This is a genomic window from Campylobacter sp. 2457A (assembly GCF_020135895.1).
In the GTDB taxonomy this organism is placed as follows: Bacteria; Campylobacterota; Campylobacteria; order Campylobacterales; family Campylobacteraceae; genus Campylobacter_D; species Campylobacter_D taeniopygiae.
Genome location: NZ_JACHTO010000017.1, coordinates 1 through 19,901, shown reverse-complemented (window position 1 = coordinate 19,901; position 19,901 = coordinate 1). Strand labels below are relative to the sequence as shown.

20 protein-coding genes are annotated in these 19,901 nt (G+C 28.6%); 15 read left to right on the top strand and 5 right to left on the bottom strand.

Annotated elements, in window-relative coordinates:
• Positions 1-414, bottom strand: a complete 414-nt coding sequence (locus H2280_RS06250; protein WP_137624340.1) for an acyl-CoA thioesterase — start codon at positions 412-414, stop codon at positions 1-3.
• A 64-nt stretch (positions 415-478) separates the two neighbouring features.
• Between H2280_RS06250 and ciaB the strand changes: the two genes are divergently transcribed.
• Both ciaB and H2280_RS06240 read left to right on the top strand, forming a co-directional pair.
• Positions 479-2,344, top strand: a complete 1,866-nt coding sequence (gene ciaB, locus H2280_RS06245) for an invasion protein CiaB (protein WP_337215981.1) — start codon at positions 479-481, stop codon at positions 2,342-2,344.
• 58 nt (positions 2,345-2,402) lie between these two features.
• Positions 2,403-2,699, top strand: a complete 297-nt coding sequence (locus H2280_RS06240) for an HU family DNA-binding protein (RefSeq protein WP_200279360.1) — start codon at positions 2,403-2,405, stop codon at positions 2,697-2,699.
• Between the two features lie 45 nt (positions 2,700-2,744).
• Here H2280_RS06240 and H2280_RS06235 read toward each other — a convergent pair whose 3' ends face one another.
• Positions 2,745-3,185, bottom strand: coding sequence for a hypothetical protein (locus tag H2280_RS06235; RefSeq protein ID WP_337195918.1), 441 nt, complete (start codon positions 3,183-3,185; stop codon positions 2,745-2,747).
• A gap of 240 nt (positions 3,186-3,425) precedes the next feature.
• Here H2280_RS06235 and H2280_RS06230 point away from each other — a divergent pair, with 240 nt between their 5' ends.
• From H2280_RS06230 to H2280_RS06215, 4 genes are all read left to right on the top strand, one after another.
• The gene (locus H2280_RS06230; RefSeq protein WP_337195927.1) at positions 3,426-4,373 is read left to right on the top strand and encodes a L,D-transpeptidase family protein; all 948 of its coding nucleotides are present in this window, start codon (positions 3,426-3,428) and stop codon (positions 4,371-4,373) included.
• Positions 4,374-4,377: 4 nt separating this feature from the next.
• A complete protein-coding gene (locus H2280_RS06225; protein ID WP_337215980.1) occupies positions 4,378-5,367 on the top strand; it encodes an alanine racemase in 990 nt (329 codons plus the stop codon).
• Positions 5,367-5,834, top strand: a complete 468-nt coding sequence (locus H2280_RS06220; RefSeq protein ID WP_337215979.1) for a tRNA (cytidine(34)-2'-O)-methyltransferase — start codon at positions 5,367-5,369, stop codon at positions 5,832-5,834. The genes H2280_RS06225 and H2280_RS06220 overlap by 1 nt, the downstream gene beginning before the upstream one ends.
• A gap of 101 nt (positions 5,835-5,935) precedes the next feature.
• Positions 5,936-7,402: an alanine/glycine:cation symporter family protein gene (locus H2280_RS06215; protein WP_137624333.1), complete on the top strand. Its 1,467-nt coding sequence runs from the start codon at positions 5,936-5,938 to the stop codon at positions 7,400-7,402.
• A 29-nt stretch (positions 7,403-7,431) separates the two neighbouring features.
• Here the strand turns inward: H2280_RS06215 and H2280_RS06210 are convergent, their stop codons facing one another.
• Positions 7,432-8,160: an amino acid ABC transporter ATP-binding protein gene (locus tag H2280_RS06210; protein ID WP_137624332.1), complete on the bottom strand. Its 729-nt coding sequence runs from the start codon at positions 8,158-8,160 to the stop codon at positions 7,432-7,434.
• Positions 8,153-8,896, bottom strand: a complete 744-nt coding sequence (locus H2280_RS06205; protein WP_137624331.1) for an amino acid ABC transporter permease — start codon at positions 8,894-8,896, stop codon at positions 8,153-8,155. Before H2280_RS06205 ends, H2280_RS06210 begins: the two co-directional genes overlap by 8 nt.
• Before the next feature lie 112 nt (positions 8,897-9,008).
• Here H2280_RS06205 and H2280_RS06200 point away from each other — a divergent pair, with 112 nt between their 5' ends.
• Both H2280_RS06200 and H2280_RS06195 read left to right on the top strand, forming a co-directional pair.
• Positions 9,009-9,155: a hypothetical protein gene (locus tag H2280_RS06200; RefSeq protein WP_171000092.1), complete on the top strand. Its 147-nt coding sequence runs from the start codon at positions 9,009-9,011 to the stop codon at positions 9,153-9,155.
• Positions 9,148-9,717 (top strand): DJ-1 family glyoxalase III, encoded by a 570-nt coding sequence (locus tag H2280_RS06195; RefSeq protein ID WP_337215978.1) that lies wholly within the window; start codon positions 9,148-9,150, stop codon positions 9,715-9,717. Before H2280_RS06200 ends, H2280_RS06195 begins: the two co-directional genes overlap by 8 nt.
• A 1-nt stretch (position 9,718) precedes the next feature.
• Here H2280_RS06195 and H2280_RS06190 read toward each other — a convergent pair whose 3' ends face one another.
• Entirely contained in the window at positions 9,719-10,054 is a 336-nt protein-coding gene (locus tag H2280_RS06190; protein ID WP_137624329.1) for a histidine triad nucleotide-binding protein, read from the bottom strand.
• 125 nt (positions 10,055-10,179) lie between these two features.
• Between H2280_RS06190 and pheS the strand changes: the two genes are divergently transcribed.
• The 7 genes from pheS to abc-f all read left to right on the top strand — a co-directional run bounded on the left by pheS (position 10,180) and on the right by abc-f (position 19,860).
• Positions 10,180-11,172 (top strand): phenylalanine--tRNA ligase subunit alpha, encoded by a 993-nt coding sequence (gene pheS / locus H2280_RS06185; protein WP_137624328.1) that lies wholly within the window; start codon positions 10,180-10,182, stop codon positions 11,170-11,172.
• Entirely contained in the window at positions 11,169-13,490 is a 2,322-nt protein-coding gene (pheT, locus tag H2280_RS06180) for a phenylalanine--tRNA ligase subunit beta (protein WP_337215977.1), read from the top strand. Before pheS ends, pheT begins: the two co-directional genes overlap by 4 nt.
• Positions 13,487-14,770, top strand: a complete 1,284-nt coding sequence (gene aroA, locus H2280_RS06175) for a 3-phosphoshikimate 1-carboxyvinyltransferase (protein WP_337215976.1) — start codon at positions 13,487-13,489, stop codon at positions 14,768-14,770. The genes pheT and aroA overlap by 4 nt, the downstream gene beginning before the upstream one ends.
• The gene (locus tag H2280_RS06170; protein WP_337215975.1) at positions 14,760-15,590 is read left to right on the top strand and encodes a 4-hydroxy-3-methylbut-2-enyl diphosphate reductase; all 831 of its coding nucleotides are present in this window, start codon (positions 14,760-14,762) and stop codon (positions 15,588-15,590) included. Before aroA ends, H2280_RS06170 begins: the two co-directional genes overlap by 11 nt.
• A 115-nt stretch (positions 15,591-15,705) precedes the next feature.
• Complete coding sequence (locus tag H2280_RS06165; protein ID WP_137624324.1) at positions 15,706-17,379, top strand: 30S ribosomal protein S1; 1,674 nt, start codon at positions 15,706-15,708, stop codon at positions 17,377-17,379.
• Positions 17,379-17,873 carry a hypothetical protein gene (locus H2280_RS06160; RefSeq protein WP_246023785.1) on the top strand — a complete coding sequence of 165 codons (495 nt, stop codon included), beginning with the start codon at positions 17,379-17,381 and terminating at the stop codon, positions 17,871-17,873. Before H2280_RS06165 ends, H2280_RS06160 begins: the two co-directional genes overlap by 1 nt.
• 43 nt (positions 17,874-17,916) lie before the next feature.
• Positions 17,917-19,860: a ribosomal protection-like ABC-F family protein gene (gene abc-f, locus H2280_RS06155; RefSeq protein WP_137624323.1), complete on the top strand. Its 1,944-nt coding sequence runs from the start codon at positions 17,917-17,919 to the stop codon at positions 19,858-19,860.
• Positions 19,861-19,901 lie beyond the last annotated feature (41 nt).

The window sequence follows — 19,901 nt, the reverse complement described above, 5'->3', positions numbered from 1 at the left end:
TTAGGCATTTAAAAAGCCATGAATTCTTTTTAGTTCTTCACTTATAGGTTTTTTATTTCCTCGTCTATCAACGCTTACATAAGTAACAGTAGCAGAAGTGACATTTACACATATAGTTGAGCCAAATTCATCCACTCTTTGTGCGATAACTTCAACTTCAACGCGTATTGAAGTTGTTCCAACTTTTACTACTTTTGCATAACAAGAGATTATATCTCCAACAAATACAGGTTGCTTAAAAACAACTTGCTCCATAGAAATGGTTACAACTCTTTCAGGAGAAAGTTCTCTTGCTGCTATTACACCTGCTGTATCAATTTGTGATAAGATCCAACCGCCAAAAATATTACCTGCTGAGTTTGTGTCTTTAGGCATGGCAACGATTTTAAGTTTTGGTTCGCCCATATCTTTCATTTTTTACTCCTTATTTTAAATAATAAATTATAATTCAAGAAAGTAAAGAAAGGAAACTAAAAAAATGAATAATTTTAAAGAAGTAGCAAAACTCGTAAAAAAACGTAAGGAAAACATCAATATTTTTTATGAACTTTTGGATTCGGATTCATGGGATGGATATTTTGAACATTTGCTTAATCTTAGTGAATTAAAAAAGGAAAAAAGTACTTTTGTGGCTATTCTTAGGCGATTAGTTGATTTAAAAGAAGAAAATTTAGTTCAAGAATGGAAGAAGAATTTTTTTAAAGAGGAAAAAATTACAGAATTAAAACATAAATTTTATGAAGAAATTAGAAAATTTTATGAAAAAGAACATCAAGAACTTATTGATGAAATTGTGAGTAGAAAATTATTAAGTGAATTCTATGAAATTTTAATTCAAGGAATTCATGAAATAGGAGTGATTATAAATTCTTATGAAATTTCTTGGACTAAAGAAATTATAGAAAAAAATAATAAAATTTTGGCATCGCAATTTCAAAATCTTGATGATGCTATTAATTTTTTACATAAAAATAAATTATATCAAATCACTCCTCAAGGAGAAATTTGCGAAAGAAGTTATGGGGTGCTTGTAAGAATAGGAAATTTATGGAAATTTGTTCCTTATGCAAGATTTTTTGAAAATGAAACATTAAAGCTTGAATTTGCTTTTGAAAAAATGATAGAAAGGTTAAAAAATGTTGCCAAAAAAGAGGATGAGTTAGCTTATGTGGAGTATTTTGAAAAATTAAAAAATGCTTTTTGTCAAAAGGATGAAGATAAAATTATTGGATCATGGCAAGAAGCAGAACTTGCTTGGATGAAGGTTAAGTCACCTTTGCAGGTTGGGCATCCTTTGGAGTATTATGAAGATCACTACACACATGCCGTTGCTTTGGAATGGGATATAAGATTAGAAGATGAAAGTAATTTTGATGCTTTAAAATTCAGTAATGAAATCAAGCAAAGTTTTATAAAAGTATATGAAAATATAAATATTGAAGATGAAAAATTAAAAAAAGAAGTGCTTAATAATATAGACAAAACACAGCTTTATGTTTGTATGCCTATGATTTTTTATGGAGCTGAGCTTAAAGGTTTATTTTCAGCACAGGTTGTTCCTAATGATGAATTTGTAAGTAATATAGCAGGAAAGAAAATTTTTGCATTTTTAAATTTTGTCTATGAAAATACTTTGAGTAAGCCTTTTATGAAAATTTCAAGCGAGGTTTTTGAGAAGGATTTTTTAGACTATGGTAGAGAAATTCTTTTTTTTAAAGAAGATATTTGGAAGCGTGTTTATGAAATTTCAACTATAGGTCATGAATTTGGTCATATCTTTTTTATTGCTAGTGATAGCGAGAAAAAGATGAATCAAAGCGGTTTTTTTAAAAATATAGAAGAATATAAAGCAACAACAGGAGGGTTGATAAATTTCTTCCTTCATGAAGATAAAGAGCTTAGATTGCCGGTTTTTCATGAGCTTATCAAAAGAGCAATTTCTCTTATAGCTTGGCAAAAAGTTGATGAGGTACAACCTTATTATACTGAAGGTTTGATACATCTTTCTTTGCTTTTTAAAAGTGGAGTTTTAAAATTTGAAGATAGATTAAAAATTAATTTTAATTTGGAATTTTATGAAAAATTTAAATTGCTTGTTTTGCAAACCTATCATGATTTGGCTAAACATTATACTTTGAAACTAGATGCAAAAGAATTTTTAAATCGTTTTTGTTTAATTGAGGATAAAGTTTTTATGCCTATAGAAGAAGAGTGTAAAGAATTTGTAAAATATTACTATAAACTTTATGAAAAAATCGGCAATGAAATTGATAATAGTGGCGAATTTGAGCTTTATAAAGCCAAAAAAAGCAAAAAAAATGAAAAAAAGTATTTTAATGCTTGATATTGTTTGTTTAATATGCTAGAATTAAGTGTTTTAATAAATAAAAAAAGGAGCTTTTATGACTAAAGCAGATTTTATTTCTCAAGTTGCTCAAACTGCTGGGCTAACAAAAAAAGATGCTACAGCTGCTACTGATGCAGTTATTGCTACAATTACTGATGTATTGGCAAAAGGTGATAGCATTAGTTTTATAGGTTTTGGTACTTTTTCAACAGCTGAAAGAGCTGCTAGAGAAGCTAGAGTTCCAAGCACTGGAAAAACTATTAAAGTTCCTGCAACTAAAGTTGCTAAATTTAAAGTAGGTAAAAACCTTAAAGAAGCTGTTGCTAAAGCTAGCGGCAAAAAAAAGAAGTAAAATAAAGGCTAGATTTTCTAGCCTTTCTTAAATTTTTATTCTTTTCTATCTTTTTAAATCAAAATCAAAATGAAATATACTTTTGTTATTATCTAGCAATTCTGCTCTAAATCGCATAGTATGCATCGAGCAAGAAGAAAGTATGAATTGACTTTCATAGTCTGTTTTATTGATTTTATAAATTTTTGGCTTGATTTCCCCCATAAACATATTTAATCCATAAATTTTCAATTCTAAATTTTCATATGTTCCAAGATTTTTAATGAGTAATTTTGTATTTTGTAAAGATTTAATAGGTTTAGGATTTAAAGAAATAATTATTTGTTTATCTTTAAGCTTATAAGCACAATCATTAACATTTAAATCACAATTTAAAGATTTTAAACTATCAATATGAGGTTCTTTTTTTGAAATATTTTGATTAAGAATAAAGTAAAATACTAAAAGTATTAAGGCAAAAATTATAATAGAAAATAATTTTTTCATGAGAATGCATCCTAAAAATTAAAATAAAATATTTTTTTGAATTATAATTTAAAAAATTAAATATATTTATTATTTTTAAAAAAATATCTGGTTTGTATTTTTGACAATTATTATTTTTTAAGAAAAAAATAATATAATCTCAGTTTAAAAATTCTAAAAATAAAGATAAAATCAATTAATTTAAAATTATAAATTTTTAAGGAAGATATATTGTTTAAAAGATTTCTTGTTTTATTTTTTATGGGGGTATCTATAATTAGGGCATCTGATTTAGTTAAGATTTATTTAGATCAGGGTTTAGATGCTGTTGGGGTAGAGATTGAAAAAGAGCTAATGGATAAAAATTTTTGGTTGTCTGAAATAGCGGATAAAAATGTCTCTCTTGGATATTATAGCAGTAAAGTTGATATTGTTCTTACAAATAAAACCGATAAAATTCTCCGCGTGTATTCCTATGATGATGGAAAAATTAAAAAGGATTTTGAACAAAAATCAATTATTACGGGTCTAATGGGAGATAAAAAAGTTGAAGGGGATTTAAAAACCCCTATAGGTTTTTATGAGTTAGGACAAAGATTTAATCCAGGAGATCCTTACTACGGTCCTTTTGCTTTTGCAACGACTTATCCAAATTTATTAGATAAAGTACAGGGAAAAACTGGTGGTGGAATTTGGATACATGGCTATCCTTTAGATGGCACTAGAATTGATGAGTTTAAAACAAAGGGTTGTATAGCTTTATTTAATGAAAATCTTGAGAAATTTGCCAAAGTAGTTCAAGATAAAAAAGTGTTTGTAATGACTGAAGAAAAGGATAAAGTTAGAGCAAAAAAAGAAGAGATTGCTTCTTTGTTTGCAGATCTTTTTGCTTGGAAATTCGCTTGGACAAATAATAATATTGATTCTTATTTGGGATTTTATGATCAAAATGAATTTAAACGTTTTGATAAAATGAAATTTGAGCAATTTGCTTCTATGAAAAAAATTATTTTTTCTCGCAAAGAGAATAAAAAGATAAAATTTTCAGATATTAATATTAGCCCTTATCCAAATTTAAATAATGAAGTTATATATAGAATTTCTTTTTATGAAGATTATTATACTAAAAATTATCAATTTAAAGGAAATAAAACCTTATATGTTAAATTAAACGATAAAGGAAAAATGAAAATTTTAGCAGAGCAATGATTTTATGTCTGTTATTAAACTAAATCAAAAATCATACGAGAATAATTTAAAACAAATTATTGAAAAAACTAAAGATCCTTCAAAAATAATTTGCGTTTTTAAGGATAACGCTTATGGACATGGAGCTAAAATATTAGCTCCTATACCTAAAAAATTCGGTATTAATTTTGTTGCGGTTAAAAATGAAAAAGAAGCTTACGAAATTCAAGACTTCTTTAAAAATATTTTAATACTTTCACATAGACCCAATGGAAATGAAAATTCTCAATTTATATACGCTTTAAATGAAATTTCTAAGGTTGGAGAATATAAAATCGGTACAAGAATTCATCTTAAAATAGATACAGGAATGCACAGGAATGGTATTTTTGTAGAAAATATAGAGGATGCTTTTTTTAAAATTGATGAGGCGAGATTAAATTTAGAAGGAATATTTACGCATTTTTCAAGTGCTGATGAGTTGGATGCAAGTTTTTTTATTCAAAAACAAAAGTTCTATGAAGCCAAAATGTTGGCACAAAAAAAATATGATCATTTAATTTTTCATTCTTTTAATTCAGCGGCCTTGTTTAGAGCTAAAGATATTCCTAAAGATGAGTTTTTTAGAATAGGCATTGCTCAATTTGGTTACGGAGATGAAAAATTAGAAAAAATTTTAAGTCTTTATGCTCATAAATTAAGCGAAAGAATTTTAAATTCCGGTCAAAGCGTAGGATATGGTAGATCTTTTAGTGCTGATAAAAAAATAAAAATTGCTACTTACGATTTAGGTTATGCTGATGGGTTATTTCGTTACAATGGAAAAGGCAATTTGACTTTAGCAAATCATAAAAATATTTTAGGCAAAATTTCGATGGATAGTTTTTCTTGTGAAGATTGTGGCGAGGAAATTTGCGTTTTTAATGATGCTAATATTTGGGCTGATTTTTTCAATACGATTTCATATGAAATTTTAGTTAAACTTCATCCAGATATTCCAAGGATTTTGGTGTAATGTTTAATATAGTTTTAGTTAATCCTAGAATTCCTCAGAATACAGGAAGTATAGGAAGGATGTGTTATAATGCAGGTTTTAAACTTCATATTATTAAGCCAATTGTCTTTGATATTTCGCAAAAGGCTGTTCGTAGAGCAGGACTTGATTATTGGGAAAAATTAGAGCCGATAATTTGGGAAAATTTGGAACTTTTTTTAGACCAAAACTTAAAATTTAAAGATCGTTTCTTTTTTGCTACAACAAAGAGTAAAAAACCATATTTTGATGCCAAATTTAAAGAAAATGATTTTTTATTTTTTGGAAGTGAGAGTTATGGTTTGCCTATGGAACTTATGCAAATTAATTGGCAAAATGCTATTACTATTCCGATGAAATCTTGTGGAAGAAGTTTAAATTTAGCTACTAGTGTTGGTATTGTTTCTTATGAGGCCTTAAGGCAAAATTTTAAATATTTTATTCCCTAAGGTAACAAATTTATATTTTTTTATTATATTTTTTCATAAGTAAATGTGTTTTTCATCAAAAATATGTTAAAGTAAATTGAAATTAAGATGAAAGGATACACATGGGAGAACAAAATTTAAATATTTCATTCAGTGAAAAAATTATCAATTATTTAGGATACATTACTCCTTATACAGATACAATAATGGTTATTTTGCTTATTGTTTGCGGAATTTATTACAGTTTTTTGACAGGTTTTGTGCAATTTCGTATGCTTAAATCCGTATTTTCAATTTTAACAGAAAGAAATGGTGAGGGTTCTAAAGAACATATTTCACCTTTTCAAGCTTTGATGATATCAACAGCTTCTAGAGTTGGAATAGGTAATATTGCAGGGATTTCGTATGCACTTACAACAGGGGGTGCGGGAGCTTTATTTTGGATGTGGATTATGGCGTTTTTTGGTGGAGCTTCAGCGTTTGCAGAAAGTACTTTAGCGCAAATTTACAAATCCAAAGATGAAACAGGTGGCTTTAAAGGAGGCCCTGCTTATTACATAAGAAAAGCTTTGGGTTCGCATTTTTTTGGATCTTTCTTCGCTTTTATATTGATTATCACTTATGCTTATGGCTTTAATGGCTTACAAAGTCAAACGATGACATCTGCATTTAAAGTGTATTATGATATGTTTAATCCAAATTCTACAACAGGATTTGCTTCAAGCTATTGGCCTATTGTTATTGGTATTGTTTTAACAATTTTTGGTTCTTGGATGTTTTTTTCTCACCATACAAAAATTGGCAAAATAAGCTCTTTAATTGTTCCTTTTATGGCTATGGCTTATATTTTACTTGCAATTATTGCTGTTTTAATGAATTTTGATAAAATTCCTTCTGTAATTCATATGGTTTTATTGAGTGCTTTTGATTTTAAAGCAATTTTTGGCGGTTTTGCTGGTTCTGTTTTGGTTATAGGAATAAAAAGAGGACTCTTCTCAAATGAAGCAGGGATGGGATCTGCACCAAATGCAGCCGCAGCAGCTCTTACTAGTCATCCTGTTAAACAAGGTATTATTCAATCTTTTTCAGTATTGATCGATGTTGTCGTTTGTACTAGTTCTGGATTTTTAGTGCTTTTTTCTATGGCTTATTTAAATTTTCACGGAAGTAATGTTGGAGATGGTATGCCTTTAGTGCAAGAGGCTATGAGAGAATATTATGGCGGCTTTGGAATCCATTTTGTTACTATTGCTATCGTTCTTTTTGCTATTACATCATTGATTGGAAATTATTATTATGCGCAAACTAATGTAAAATATTTGACAAATTCTAAGTTTGTGATGAATTTATTTAGAGTAAGTGCAGTAGCTATGATATTTGTAGGATCGCAGATGAATTTAAAACTTGCTTGGAGTTTAGCAGATCTTACTATGGCTTTTATGGCGACAACAAATATTATTTCTTTACTGCTTTTAGGTGCTATTGTAAATAAAACATTAAAAGATTTTAACACTCAGCAAAAAGCAAAAAAGGATCCTCATTTTAGCGCGTCTAAATTAAATATAAAAAATGCAGAATGCTGGAGTTAATCAGTCTTGATTTTCAAGACTGATTAAATTTAGTGATTTAAAACTTTATTTAAAAATTCTTTTAATCTTTCATTTTTTGGATGTTCAAAGACCTCTTTAGGGGTGTCATCAACTGCTATATTTCCTTTGTCCATAAAGAAAATTCGATTGGCAACGTTTTTAGCAAAACCCATTTCATGAGTAACTACAAGCATAGTCAAGCCTTCTTTTGCAAGATCTTTCATGATGCTTAAAACTTCTCCTATCATTTCAGGATCGAGTGCTGAAGTAGGTTCATCAAATAAAATAACATCCGGATTCATCATCAAGCTTCTTGCAATAGCTATACGTTGTTTTTGCCCACCTGAAAGTTGGTGAGGCATAGCATCTTCTTTATCACAAAGTCCAACTTTTTTAAGTAAATTTCTAGCTTTTTTGATGGCTGCTTCTTGATTTAAAATTTTAGTTTTTACAGGGGCTAGGCATAAATTTTGCATAATGGTTTTATTGGCAAAAAGATTAAAATGCTGAAAAACCATGCTGACTTTTTGACGTATTTTATTTATGTCTGTTTTAGGATCTAATATATTTTCACCTTTGATAAAAATTTCCCCACTGTCGGCTAATTCTAGTCTATTAATACAACGTAAAAAAGTACTTTTTCCACCTCCACTTGGCCCTATAATAGCTATAATATCGCCTTGTGAAATTTCAGTATTGATATTTTTTAAAACTTCTAAATTGCCATATTTTTTATGTAAATTTTTTATTTTAATCATTTTTATTAATCCTAGTTTCAAGTTTTTTAGCAAAATAACTGAAAATTTTAACGCTGATATAATAAATTAACCCTGTAAATATAATAGGCTTAGGATTATAAAAAATTGCTTGCAAGCTTTGACTTTGCATGGTAATATCAATGACACTGATAAAACCAACCACGGAGGTTTCTTTAAATAAAGAAATAAATTCATTTGCTAAGGCAGGTAAAATATTTTTTATAGCTTGCGGAAGGATAATTTCTTTCATAGAGGTTTGATAATCAAGCCCCATAGCACGAGCAGCCTCCATTTGCCCTTTGTCTATACTATTAATCCCACTTCTAACTATTTCTGCAATATAAGCAGAGCTATTTAGCCCTAAAGCGAAAATAGCTGCGTATAAATTATCAATAAAAGTTAAAATCACAAAAGAAAAAATCATAAGTTGTAAAATAACAGGGGTTCCGCGAATAATATCAATATATTCATCGATAATAAAATTTAAGGCTTTAATATTAAAAAATCTTAAAATGGCTAAACCAAAGCCAACAATTATCCCAATAAAAACGGCACAAACGGTAAGTAAAAGAGTGATGCCATAGCTTTTTAAATATGCATTTGCATTAGCTGTGTAACCATAGCTTATTTCTCCATTGGAATTTTTAATTTGTAAAATTTCAATAGGAAAAGAAAAATAAGCCCATAAAATTATAATGACAAGAAATACAAAAATTCTGATATTTTTCTGATTCAAAATCAATCACCCCTTAAAATAATCTCAAAAACTTAAATTCTATAAAATTATCTTTGATTTTTCTTTAAATATTTATAAAATTATGTTAGGATTTTTACAAGGAGGCTTATATATGTCAATTTTAGATTTTATTTTTGTAGCTTTTTTTGTCTTTTTTATGATTTTTTTAATTATGGGTTTTAATCGTCAAATGAGTGAAAAAGCTAAAGAAAAAGAAAAAAGATTTCAAAAATATAAAACAAGGAGAGATGATGAGTAAAAAAATTTTAGTTCCAATGGCACAAGGTTTTGAAGAGACTGAATTGATAAGCGTAGTTGATGTTTTAAGACGTGCTAAAGAAGTGGGTGGGGATTTGGAAGTGATCACGGCTTCTTTAAATTCTGATCTTTTTGTAAAAGGATCTCACGGAGTTATCATTAAGGCTGATTATTTGCTAAAAGACATTACGCATATGGATTTTGACGCTATTGTTTTAGCGGGTGGATATGAAGGTATGAATAATCTTAAACAATCAGATGAAATTTTAAATATCATTAAAAAACTTCATGATAATAATAAAATCGTCGCTGCTATTTGTGCATCCCCTATAGTTTTAGATGCTGCAGGAGTTTTAAAAGATGAATTCACTTGCTATCCAGGTTGTGAGATTGGACTTAAGGGTACTCGTCTTAATCAAGCTATAGTTGTAAATAAAAATATCATCACTTCAGCAGGCCCTGCAACAGCTATTCTTTTTGGTTTAGAATTAGCAAAACATCTATGCTCTAATGAAATTTATGATAAATTATACGAGATGATGTTGATGCCTTTGGTAAAATAATTTATTGCTTTTGTGGGGTTGTAAAACCTCCAAGCATATGAAAATGCAAATGAAACACTTCTTGTCCGCTATCTTTTCCACAATTTGTTATCAATTTATACCCGCTTTCATGAATATTTAGCAATATAGCTAATTCTTGGATAAAGCTTGTCATTTTTGCCATAAGTTCTGGATCAAATTCTTGAAAATTTTTAAAATGTTTTTTTGGAATAATAAGCACATGAATAGGAGCTTTTGGAGCGATATCGTGAAAAGCTAGAAAATCATTGTTTTCAAGTACTTTATTGCATGGAATTTTACCTTCAACTATAAGTTCAAAAACTGTTTTTTCTTGCATATATTCTCCTTGTCATTGAATATTAATAATTTAGAATTATATCTCTAAAAGTTTAATTTTTATGCTGAATTTAAAATACTTTTTAATAAAATTAAAATCAGATTTCACTTTGATTGGGGTAAAAATTGCAAAATTTTATTAAACAAGTTGAAGAGTGTAATAATTTAAATGATTTAGAGGCACTTAGAATTTCAGTTCTTGGCAAAAAAGGTGTTTTAACAGAAAGTTTTTCAAAACTTAAAAATTTAGAAGGCGATGCTAAAAAAGAATTAGCTGCTACTTTAAATTTAGAAAAAGAAGCTTTCAATAAAGCCTATTTGGCCAAATTTAAAATTTTAGAAAATCTTGCACTTGAAGAAAAAATGAAACAAGATGTGCTTGATTTTAATTATTTTGATGAAAATGTAACAAAAGGTGCTTTGCACCCTGTAATGAGCACTATGGATAAAATCATAGAATATTTTTTAAGTTTGAATTTTAGTATAGAAAAAGGTCCTTTAATCGAGGATGAGTTTCATAATTTTGAAGCTTTAAATTTGCCAAAATCTCATCCAGCTAGAGATATGCAAGATACTTTTTATTTTGATGATAAAAGACTTTTGAGAACTCAAACTTCACCAGTGCAAATTAGAACGATGCTAACCCAAAAACCTCCTATTAGAATGATAGCACCTGGTGCGGTTTTTAGAAGAGATTTTGATATAACTCATACTCCAATGTTTCATCAAATAGAAGGATTAGTTGTAGAAGAAGGGCAAAAAGTAAGCTTTGCACACTTAAAAAGTATTTTAGAAGATTTTTTACATTTTATGTTTGATGACGTAAAAATTCGCTTTCGTCCTAGTTTTTTTCCTTTCACTGAACCTTCGGCTGAAGTAGATATTTCTTGCGTATTTTGCAAAGGAAGTGGTTGTAGGGTATGTAAACAAACAGGATGGTTAGAGGTTTTAGGGTGTGGAATTGTTGATCCTAATGTATTTAATTTTATAGGTTATAAAAATGTAAGTGGTTATGCCTTTGGTCTTGGGGTGGAACGTTTTGCTATGCTTTTGCACCAAATTCCTGATTTGAGATCTTTATTTGAAGGCGATTTAAGATTATTGGAGCAATTTAGATGATAATTACTAAAAGTTGGTTAAGTGATTGGTTAGATCTTGAGAGTATAAGCGCTGAAGAAATTGTTTTTAAATTAAATTCTATAGGTATTGAAGTTGATAAAGTTTGCAATTTAAAAGCTCCTAGCAAAGTTGTAGTGGGTTTTGTAAAAGAGAAAATAAAACATGAAAATTCTGATAAACTCAGCATTTGTCAAGTGGATGTTGGAAATGAGATCTTGCAAATTGTATGTGGTGCTAAAAATGTAGAACAAGGACAATATGTTGCTGTGGCACTTAAAGGTGCTTGTATGCCAAATGGGATGGAAATTAAAGATGCTAAGCTAAGAGGGGTAGATTCTCATGGTATGCTTTGTTCAAGCTTAGAATTAGGTTTTGGTAAAACTAATGAAGGTATTATGGTTTTAGATGAAAGTATAGGTACTTTAGAGCTTGGAAAAGAGTTAAATTCCTATGAAATTTTTAATGATGTATTGATTGAGGTTGAATTAACTCCAAATAGGGGAGATTGCCTTAGTATATACGGCATAGCACGAGATTTAGCCGTAGCTTTTAATTTAAATTTAAAAGAGCTTAAGTCTTTCAAAGAGAATGAAAATGTGTTAGGTATAGGAAGAGTTTTGCGTCTTAATGCGCAAAAAGATTTACATAGTTTTTATAATTACAGAGCTATAGAGATTAAAGATGATTTGCAACTAGATTTGATCATTTCTTTACGTTTAGCTCAAATTGAAAATTTAGAAAATAATCCTATACAAAATTTATTAAATTATGTTATACATTCAACAGGTGTTTTGTTTAATGCTTATGATTTAAGCGATTTTACTAAAGAAAATGAGGAAATCACTTTAAATTTGAGTAAAGAAAAATTAGGAGAAACAAAAATTTCTTGCCAAAATAAAACTTTAAGTATTAGCGGCTTTTATCAAGAGCAAGAATATAAATGTAAAGAGACTTCTAAGCTAGTAATTATTGAAGCTAATTATACAGATCCTAATGTGATAGCTAATGCAAAGTCAAATTATAAAAAACAAGATGAAAAAATTTTTTATAGAAGTTTTAGGGGGAGCGAGCCTAAATTATATTTAGGAATGGATTTTTTACTTAATATTCTTAAACAAAATCCTAATTTAAGTATATATAGTTCCTCTCAGCAAGTTTTACTTGATAAAAAACTTTTAACCATACCTATAAATATTGATCATATTAATAATATCATAGGTCAAGATATCGATAAGGATGATATCTTAAATATTTTGAAAAAATTAGGTTTTAAAATAATACTTTTAGATGATAAATTAATGAATGCTGAAGTTCCAATACATAGACCAGACGTAAGTAATTTGGCAGATATTTGCGAAGAAATCGTTAGGATGATAGGGATTAATAATATAGTTTCTAAAAATTTAGAATTTTTAGGAAAAAATCGTCTTAATTTAACTTATTTTTCTTATAAAAAACTTTTAGAATTAAGAAAAAATGCTGTAAATAATGGCTATTTTGAAAGTTTGCACTATGTTTTAGATAATAGCGAAGAGCTTGAAAATTTAGGATTTGATACTGTAAAAATAAAACTTTTAAATCCGATAACTAATGAGTTAAATACCTTAAGAACGACTTTGTTAAATCATCTTTTAAATGCTGTTAGCTTAAATACAAAAAATTCAAAAAAAATCATTAAACTTTTTGAAGCAGGATCTATTTTTTCTAAAGACACAGAGGAAATCAATAAAATCGCTTTTGTGCATTCAGGTTATAAAGAAGAGCCTAAAATCGCAAATAAGGCCAAACCAAGATTTGTGAATTTTTATGATTTTCTTTTAGATATTAAAAACATTATCGGTGATTTTAAACTCAAGCTTTCTCATTATAGTTTTTTAAGTCCTTATGAGCAAGCAGAAATATTTATAGGTGATAAAAATATAGGTTTTATCGGTCGTTTGCATTTGAAATTAGAAAATGAAAAAGACTTAATGAAAACATATGTTTGTGAGTTAAATTTAGATCTCATCAAAGAAGAGAAAAAGGTTGCTAAAAATTATTCTAAATTTCCTGCTGTAAATAGGGATCTTAGCGTATTGGTTCCTAAAGGATATGCGTATGAGGACATTAAAAAAGCTATAGAAGAATTAAATTTAGAAATACTTGAAAATTTTAGATTGGTGGATTTATATAGCGATGAAAACCTTAAAGATTTTTATAGTTTAACCATAGCCTTCATTTTTAGAGATATGAATAAAACTTTAGAAGATAATCAAATTGTAGAAAGTATGGATAAGATTATACAAAAATTAAAAGAAATGGGTCTTGATTTAAGATGATTATTCATGCTTTATCTGATAGCTTTGAAATAGAAATTTCAGATATTGCAGCAGATAAAAGCATTTCTCATCGTTTTGCGATCTTTTCTCTTTTAACAAAAAAAGAAAATAAAGCTAAGAATTATCTCTTAGCTCAAGATACTTTAAACACACTCGAAATCTTAAAAAAGTTAGGTGCTGGAATTAAGATTTATGGATCAAATGTAAGTATAATTCCACCTAGAAAAATTTTATCCCCTAAAGATATATTATATTGCGGGAATTCTGGAACTCTTATGCGTTTAATGATAGGATTTTTATCAGGAATTTCTGGTTTTTTTGTCTTAAGCGGAGATGCATCTTTAAATAACCGCCCTATGAAAAGAATTTGCAATCCTCTTAAAAATATCGGAGCAAAAATTTATGGCAGAGAGGACGCAAATTTAGCGCCAATTTGCATAGAGGGACAAAAATTACATTCTTTTAATCACGAGAGTCAAATTTCATCAGCTCAAGTTAAAACGGCTATGATTTTATCGGCTTTAAATGCAAATGGAAATTCTGTATTTAAAGAACCAAAATTGAGTAGAAATCATAGCGAGAATATGTTAAAAGCAATGGGTGCTCCTTTAAAAATAAGTGAAGATGGTTTAAAAATCGAAATATCAAATTTAAAAGAGTCCCTAAAAGAACAAGATATCGAAATTCCTAACGATCCATCTTCAGCCTTTTATTTTGTACTTGCAGCAATAATTATCCCCAATTCAAAAATAAAAATAAGCAATGTTTTGTTAAATCCTACTCGTATAGAAGCTTATAAAATTTTACAAAAAATGGGAGCTAAAATAGAAATAAAAATCACTCAAAATCATTTTGAGAGTATAGGAGAGATTGAAGCGAGTTTTAGCAAACTGAAAGGAATTGAGCTTAAAGAAAATATAGCGTGGCTTATAGATGAAATTCCTGCTTTAGCTATCGCTTTTGCTTTAGCCAATGGGGTTTCTATACTTAAAAATGCACAAGAGCTTAGAGTTAAAGAAAGCGATAGAATTCATGCTATAGTTTCAAATTTGAGGCTTTGCGGAGTTAAGGTTGAGGAATTTGAAGATGGTTTTAAGATAGAAGGCGGAAAAGTAAATAAAGCTAAAATAAAAAGTTATAAGGATCATCGTATTGCTATGAGTTTTGCTATTTTGGGTATGATTTGCGGAATGGAAATTGATGATTTTGAATGCATTGAAACTTCTTTTCCAAATTTTATAGAAATTTTAAAAAGATTAGGGGTAAAAATTGATTATTGAATTAGCCAAGAACTATGGTTTTTGTTTTGGGGTAAAAAGAGCAATTAAAAAAGCTGAACAAATTAAGGATGCTGCAACTATAGGCCCACTTATACATAACAATGAAGAAATTTTACGTTTGCAAAAAGATTTCAATGTGAAAACCTTAGAGGATATTAATGCATTAAGCAATGAAAAAAAAGCCATTATAAGAACTCATGGTATCACAAAGCAAGATTTGGCTGATCTAAAAAAAAGAAACATTGAAATTTTTGATGCAACGTGTCCTTTTGTAACAAAGCCTCAGCAAATTTGCGAACGCATGAGTGATGAAGGTTATGAAGTTGTTATTTTTGGTGATGAAAATCATCCAGAGGTGAAAGGCGTGAAAAGCTATGTAAGTACAAAAGCTTACGTTGTTTTAGATAAAAAAGAACTTGAAAATATTAAGTTGCCAAATAAGATTGCTGTGGTAAGTCAAACAACTAAAAAACCTGAACATTTTATGGAAATAGTTAATTTTTTAATGCTAAGGGTTAAAGAAGTTAGGGTTTTTAATACCATTTGCGATGCAACATTTAAAAATCAAGATGCCATTAAAGAACTTTCTGCAAAAAGCGATGTGGTAGTGGTTGTAGGTGGTAAGAATTCGGCCAATACTAAGCAACTTTTTTTAATAGCAAAAATGCATTGTGAAGATAGCTATCTTATTGAGACAGAAGAAGAATTAAAAAAAGAATGGTTTTTGAATAAAAAACATTGTGGAATTAGTGCAGGTGCTAGCACTCCAGATTGGATTATAGAGAAGGTAATTGCTAAAATTAAAACTTTTGTTGATTAAAGCACAATATTTTATTTTTTTAAAAGCTAAATAAAACTACAATTTAAAAAATTAACAAAAGCTAAATTTTTAATATTTAGAATGAGGAAATTTAAAATTATTTTAAAGGACAGTGATGATTGAGGCGAACAATAAAGTTCAAAGTGGTTTGGATGATTTTTTCGAGGAAGAAGATTTTGGACAACTTTTAGATGCTTTTGACAAATCAAAAGAAGAGGCAATGGCAGAAGGAGTGATCGTAGAGATCAAGAATGATGAAGTTTATGTTGATATAGGTAAAAAATCCGAGGGAATTTTGCCACTTGCTGAAATTCAAAAAGACGATGGACAATTATTGTTTAAAACTGGAGATAGGATCAAAGTTGCTGTAGTAGGTTATTATGGCGGAAGATCTTTATTGTCCCATAAAAAGGCTTTGAGAAAAGAAAAAGCGATTGAATTTATTAAAAATTACAAAGAAGAAGATTCTGAAAATATATTTAATGTTAAAGTAGTTGGAAAAAATAAAGGCGGGCTTATTGTTGTTGATGACAATGATATCGAATTCTTTTTACCTAGATCTCAATATGGTTTTAAGGAAAGTAATAATGTTTTAGGCAAAACCTTTAAAGTGAAGATTATTAAAATCGATCATGAGGAACAAAGCATCATTGTTTCTCGAAAGAAAACTTTAGATGATGAAAGAAAAAAACGTAAAGAACTGATCAATAATATCGCTCAAGAACAAGGAGTGATTGAAGGCATAGTTAAAAAAATTACTACTTATGGTATGTTTGTTGATGTAGGTGGGATTGATGGATTGGTTCATTATAGTGAAATTTCTTACAAGGGTCCAGTAAATCCAAGTCTTTTTTACAAAGAGGGCGATAAAGTTCCAGTTAAAGTTATAAGTTACAATAAAGAACGTAAGCACCTTTCATTATCTATTAAAGCAGCTTTACCTGATCCTTGGAGTGAAATAAAAGATAGTCTTGAAGTAGGCGATACAATTAAAGTTATCGTTTCAAATATAGAGCCTTATGGAGCTTTTGTGGATTTGGGCAATGATATTGAAGGATTTTTACACATCAGTGAAATTTCTTGGGATAAAAATATTAAAAACCCAAAAGATTATATAAGCAAGGGACAAGAAATTGATGTAGAAGTTATTGAAATAAATTCCGATGAAAGACGTTTAAGAGTTTCTTTGAGAAATTTACTTTCAAAGCCTTTTGATGAATTTTTGAAAAAATATAAATTATCAGATGTTTTAGAAGGTGAAGTTACTTTAACAACTGCTTTTGGAGCATTTATAAATCTTGGTATGATTGAGGGATTATTGCATAATGAAGATGCCTCTTGGTCAAGAAGCGATAAGTGTAAAGATAAATTTAAAGTTGGTGACAAGGTTAAGGTAAAAATTATAAAAATAGATACGGAAAATCAAAAGATTTCTCTTAGTACAAAAGAACTTTGTGAGTCACCAGTTCAAGAATATGCTAAAAATCATAAAGTTGGAGATATTGTTAAAGGTAGAATTCGCGATATTAAAGATTTTGGTATTTTTGTAGAGCTTAGTCAAAATGTTGATGCGCTTATTCATAAAGAAGATATTAGCAATTCAACTTTAGAAAATTTGAAAATAGATGATGAAATTGAAGCAGCTATTGTTTTCATTGATGAAAAGAAAAATAGAATTCGCTTAAGTGTTAAAAATTTAGTTAAAATGAAAGAACGTGAAGTTTTAAATGAAATAAATGATAATGATAAAATCACTTTAGGTGATATCATAAAAGATCAATTAGCTTAATGATAAAAAAATATCTAACCATAGGCATTTTAAGCATATTATTGCTTAGTTTATTTGTAGTGGTTTTGGTATTAATCTCTAAATTTAAAGCAAATTCAGATTTTATTCCTGAATTTGCTCATAATGTAAGCATAGAAAAAGAAGGCCAGCAAAAAAATAATGAAGATTTTACTTGGCAAGAAGAGCTTGCTAAGTGGCCAAGCAAAAATTTCACTCCTGCAGCAGAGCAATTTAATCTTTATGTTGATGTTGATACTAGCGATTTAAAAGAAAAAAGCAAATATTATCAACTCATTGTAGATAAAAATGATATTTATTCAGTATTTTGTCTAAAGCAAACTTTAAAATCTTTTGATGTGAAATACTTTTTATTAAAATCTAGTGGTAGTCCAGAAATTTTTTTAGATACTGACAATAAAGAACTTATTGATGAAATTATTAAAGAACTCAAAAAATATAAAATTAGCACTCAAGCTAAAGAAATTTGGCTCTAATTTATTTCTTATTCATTGATTTATTTTTCTAGGAAGTATTATAATGGCACTTATTGATCTAATTGATGCGAATAAAAGATTTGATGAAAAAATAGTTTTAAATGAAGCAAATTTTAGTGCCAATGATGGCGAAAAAATAGCTATTATTGGTAAAAATGGAGAAGGAAAATCCACTTTTTTAAAGATACTCTTTGGTGTCTTAAATTTAGATAGCGGTCGCGTTATAAGACAAAATGGAAAAAGCATTGCAATGCTTTCTCAAAATGTAGATTTTCATGCAAATTTAAGTGTTAGGGATGCTATCAAACAGGAGCTTTCAGAAATTTATACCGCTTTAGAAGAATATGAAGAACTCCATTTAAAATTAGAACAAAATCCAGAAAACAAAGAATATTTAAAACAAATGGATTTGATTATGGCTTTGATAGAAAGCAAAGATGCTTGGAATATAGAAGCTAAGATAAATCGCGTTTTAAAAGAATTTGATCTATTAAAATACATTGATCGTTTAGTATGTACATTAAGTGGCGGTGAGATACGCAGGGTAGGGCTTTGCATACTCATATTAAAAAATCCTGATATTTTATTGCTTGATGAGCCAACAAATCATTTAGATGTTTATATGACGAGTTTTTTAGAGGACTTGTTAAAAGAATCTAAAATGTGTGTTATTTTTATTTCGCATGATCGTTATTTTATTGATGCTATTGCTGATAAGTGTGTGGAAATTGAAAATGGAAAATTAAGTGTTTTTAAAGGAGGATATGCAAACTATCTTGAAAAAAAGGCACAAATTTTAGAAAGTCTTACTAAGAGTCATGAGACTTTATTAAAGCAGTTAAAAAGTGAAGAAGAATGGTTAAGACGCGGTGTTAAAGCAAGGCTAAAAAGAAATGAAGGAAGAAAAGAGCGCATTTTAAGAATGCGAGAAGAGGCTAAAAAAAATCCAGGGGCTATAAAACGTTTGAGACTTGAAATTTCAAGATCTACGCTTAATTTTAATGCTGATAAGGTAATGAACCGAAAAAAAATGTTATTTGAGATTAAGAATGTGAGTAAAAGTATAGAAGATAAAATGCTTTTTAGAGATTTTTCAGCCCGTATTTTACAAGGAGAGCGTATAGCTATAGTGGGAAAAAATGGTTGTGGAAAATCTACTTTTTTAAAAATGCTTTTAGGGCAAATTAAGCAAGATAGCGGAGAGATTAAAAGAGGGGAAATTAAGATAGGGTATTTTGATCAAGCTAGAAATTTGGTAAATTCAGATAAAACCTTGCTTGAAATTTTTTGTCCTAATGGTGGAGATAGAGTTCAGGTAAGAGATAAAAATATGCATGTTTATGGATATTTGAAAAATTTTTTATTTCCTAAAGAATTTTTAGATAAAAGTGTTTCTGTATTAAGTGGAGGAGAAAAAAATCGAGTAGCTTTGGCTTTACTTTTTACTCAAACTTATGATATTTTAGTGCTTGATGAGCCAACCAATGATTTAGATATCTCAACGATTAATATTTTAGAAGAGTATTTGTTAAATTTTGAGGGAGCGATTTTATTTGTATCTCATGATAGGTATTTTGTTGATAAAATAGCGAATAAAATTTATGCTTTTGAGGGAAATTCTTCGATCAATATTTTACATACTCTTTATACGGAATATCTTGAAAATGAAAAAGAATTGCACGAATTTGATAATTTTACCTTAAGTCTTGAAAATTCAATTTCAAACAGCAATCAAAAAGAGAAAAAAAGCCAAAAATTAAGCTATAAAGAAAATGAAATTTTAAACCATCATCCAGAAAAAATAGAAATCATTGAAAAACAAATTGAGCAATTAAATAAAGATTTGTCAAATCCTAGTGTTTATCAAAATATCGGTATTAATAAACTTTATGAAGAGTTGCAAAAGGCACAAGAAGAGTTGGAAACACTTGAAATGGAGTATTTTGCAGTTTTAGAAAAAAGCGAAAATTTGCAAAAAGAAATATAAAATACACTATTTATAAAAATACATATATCCATAAAAATTTT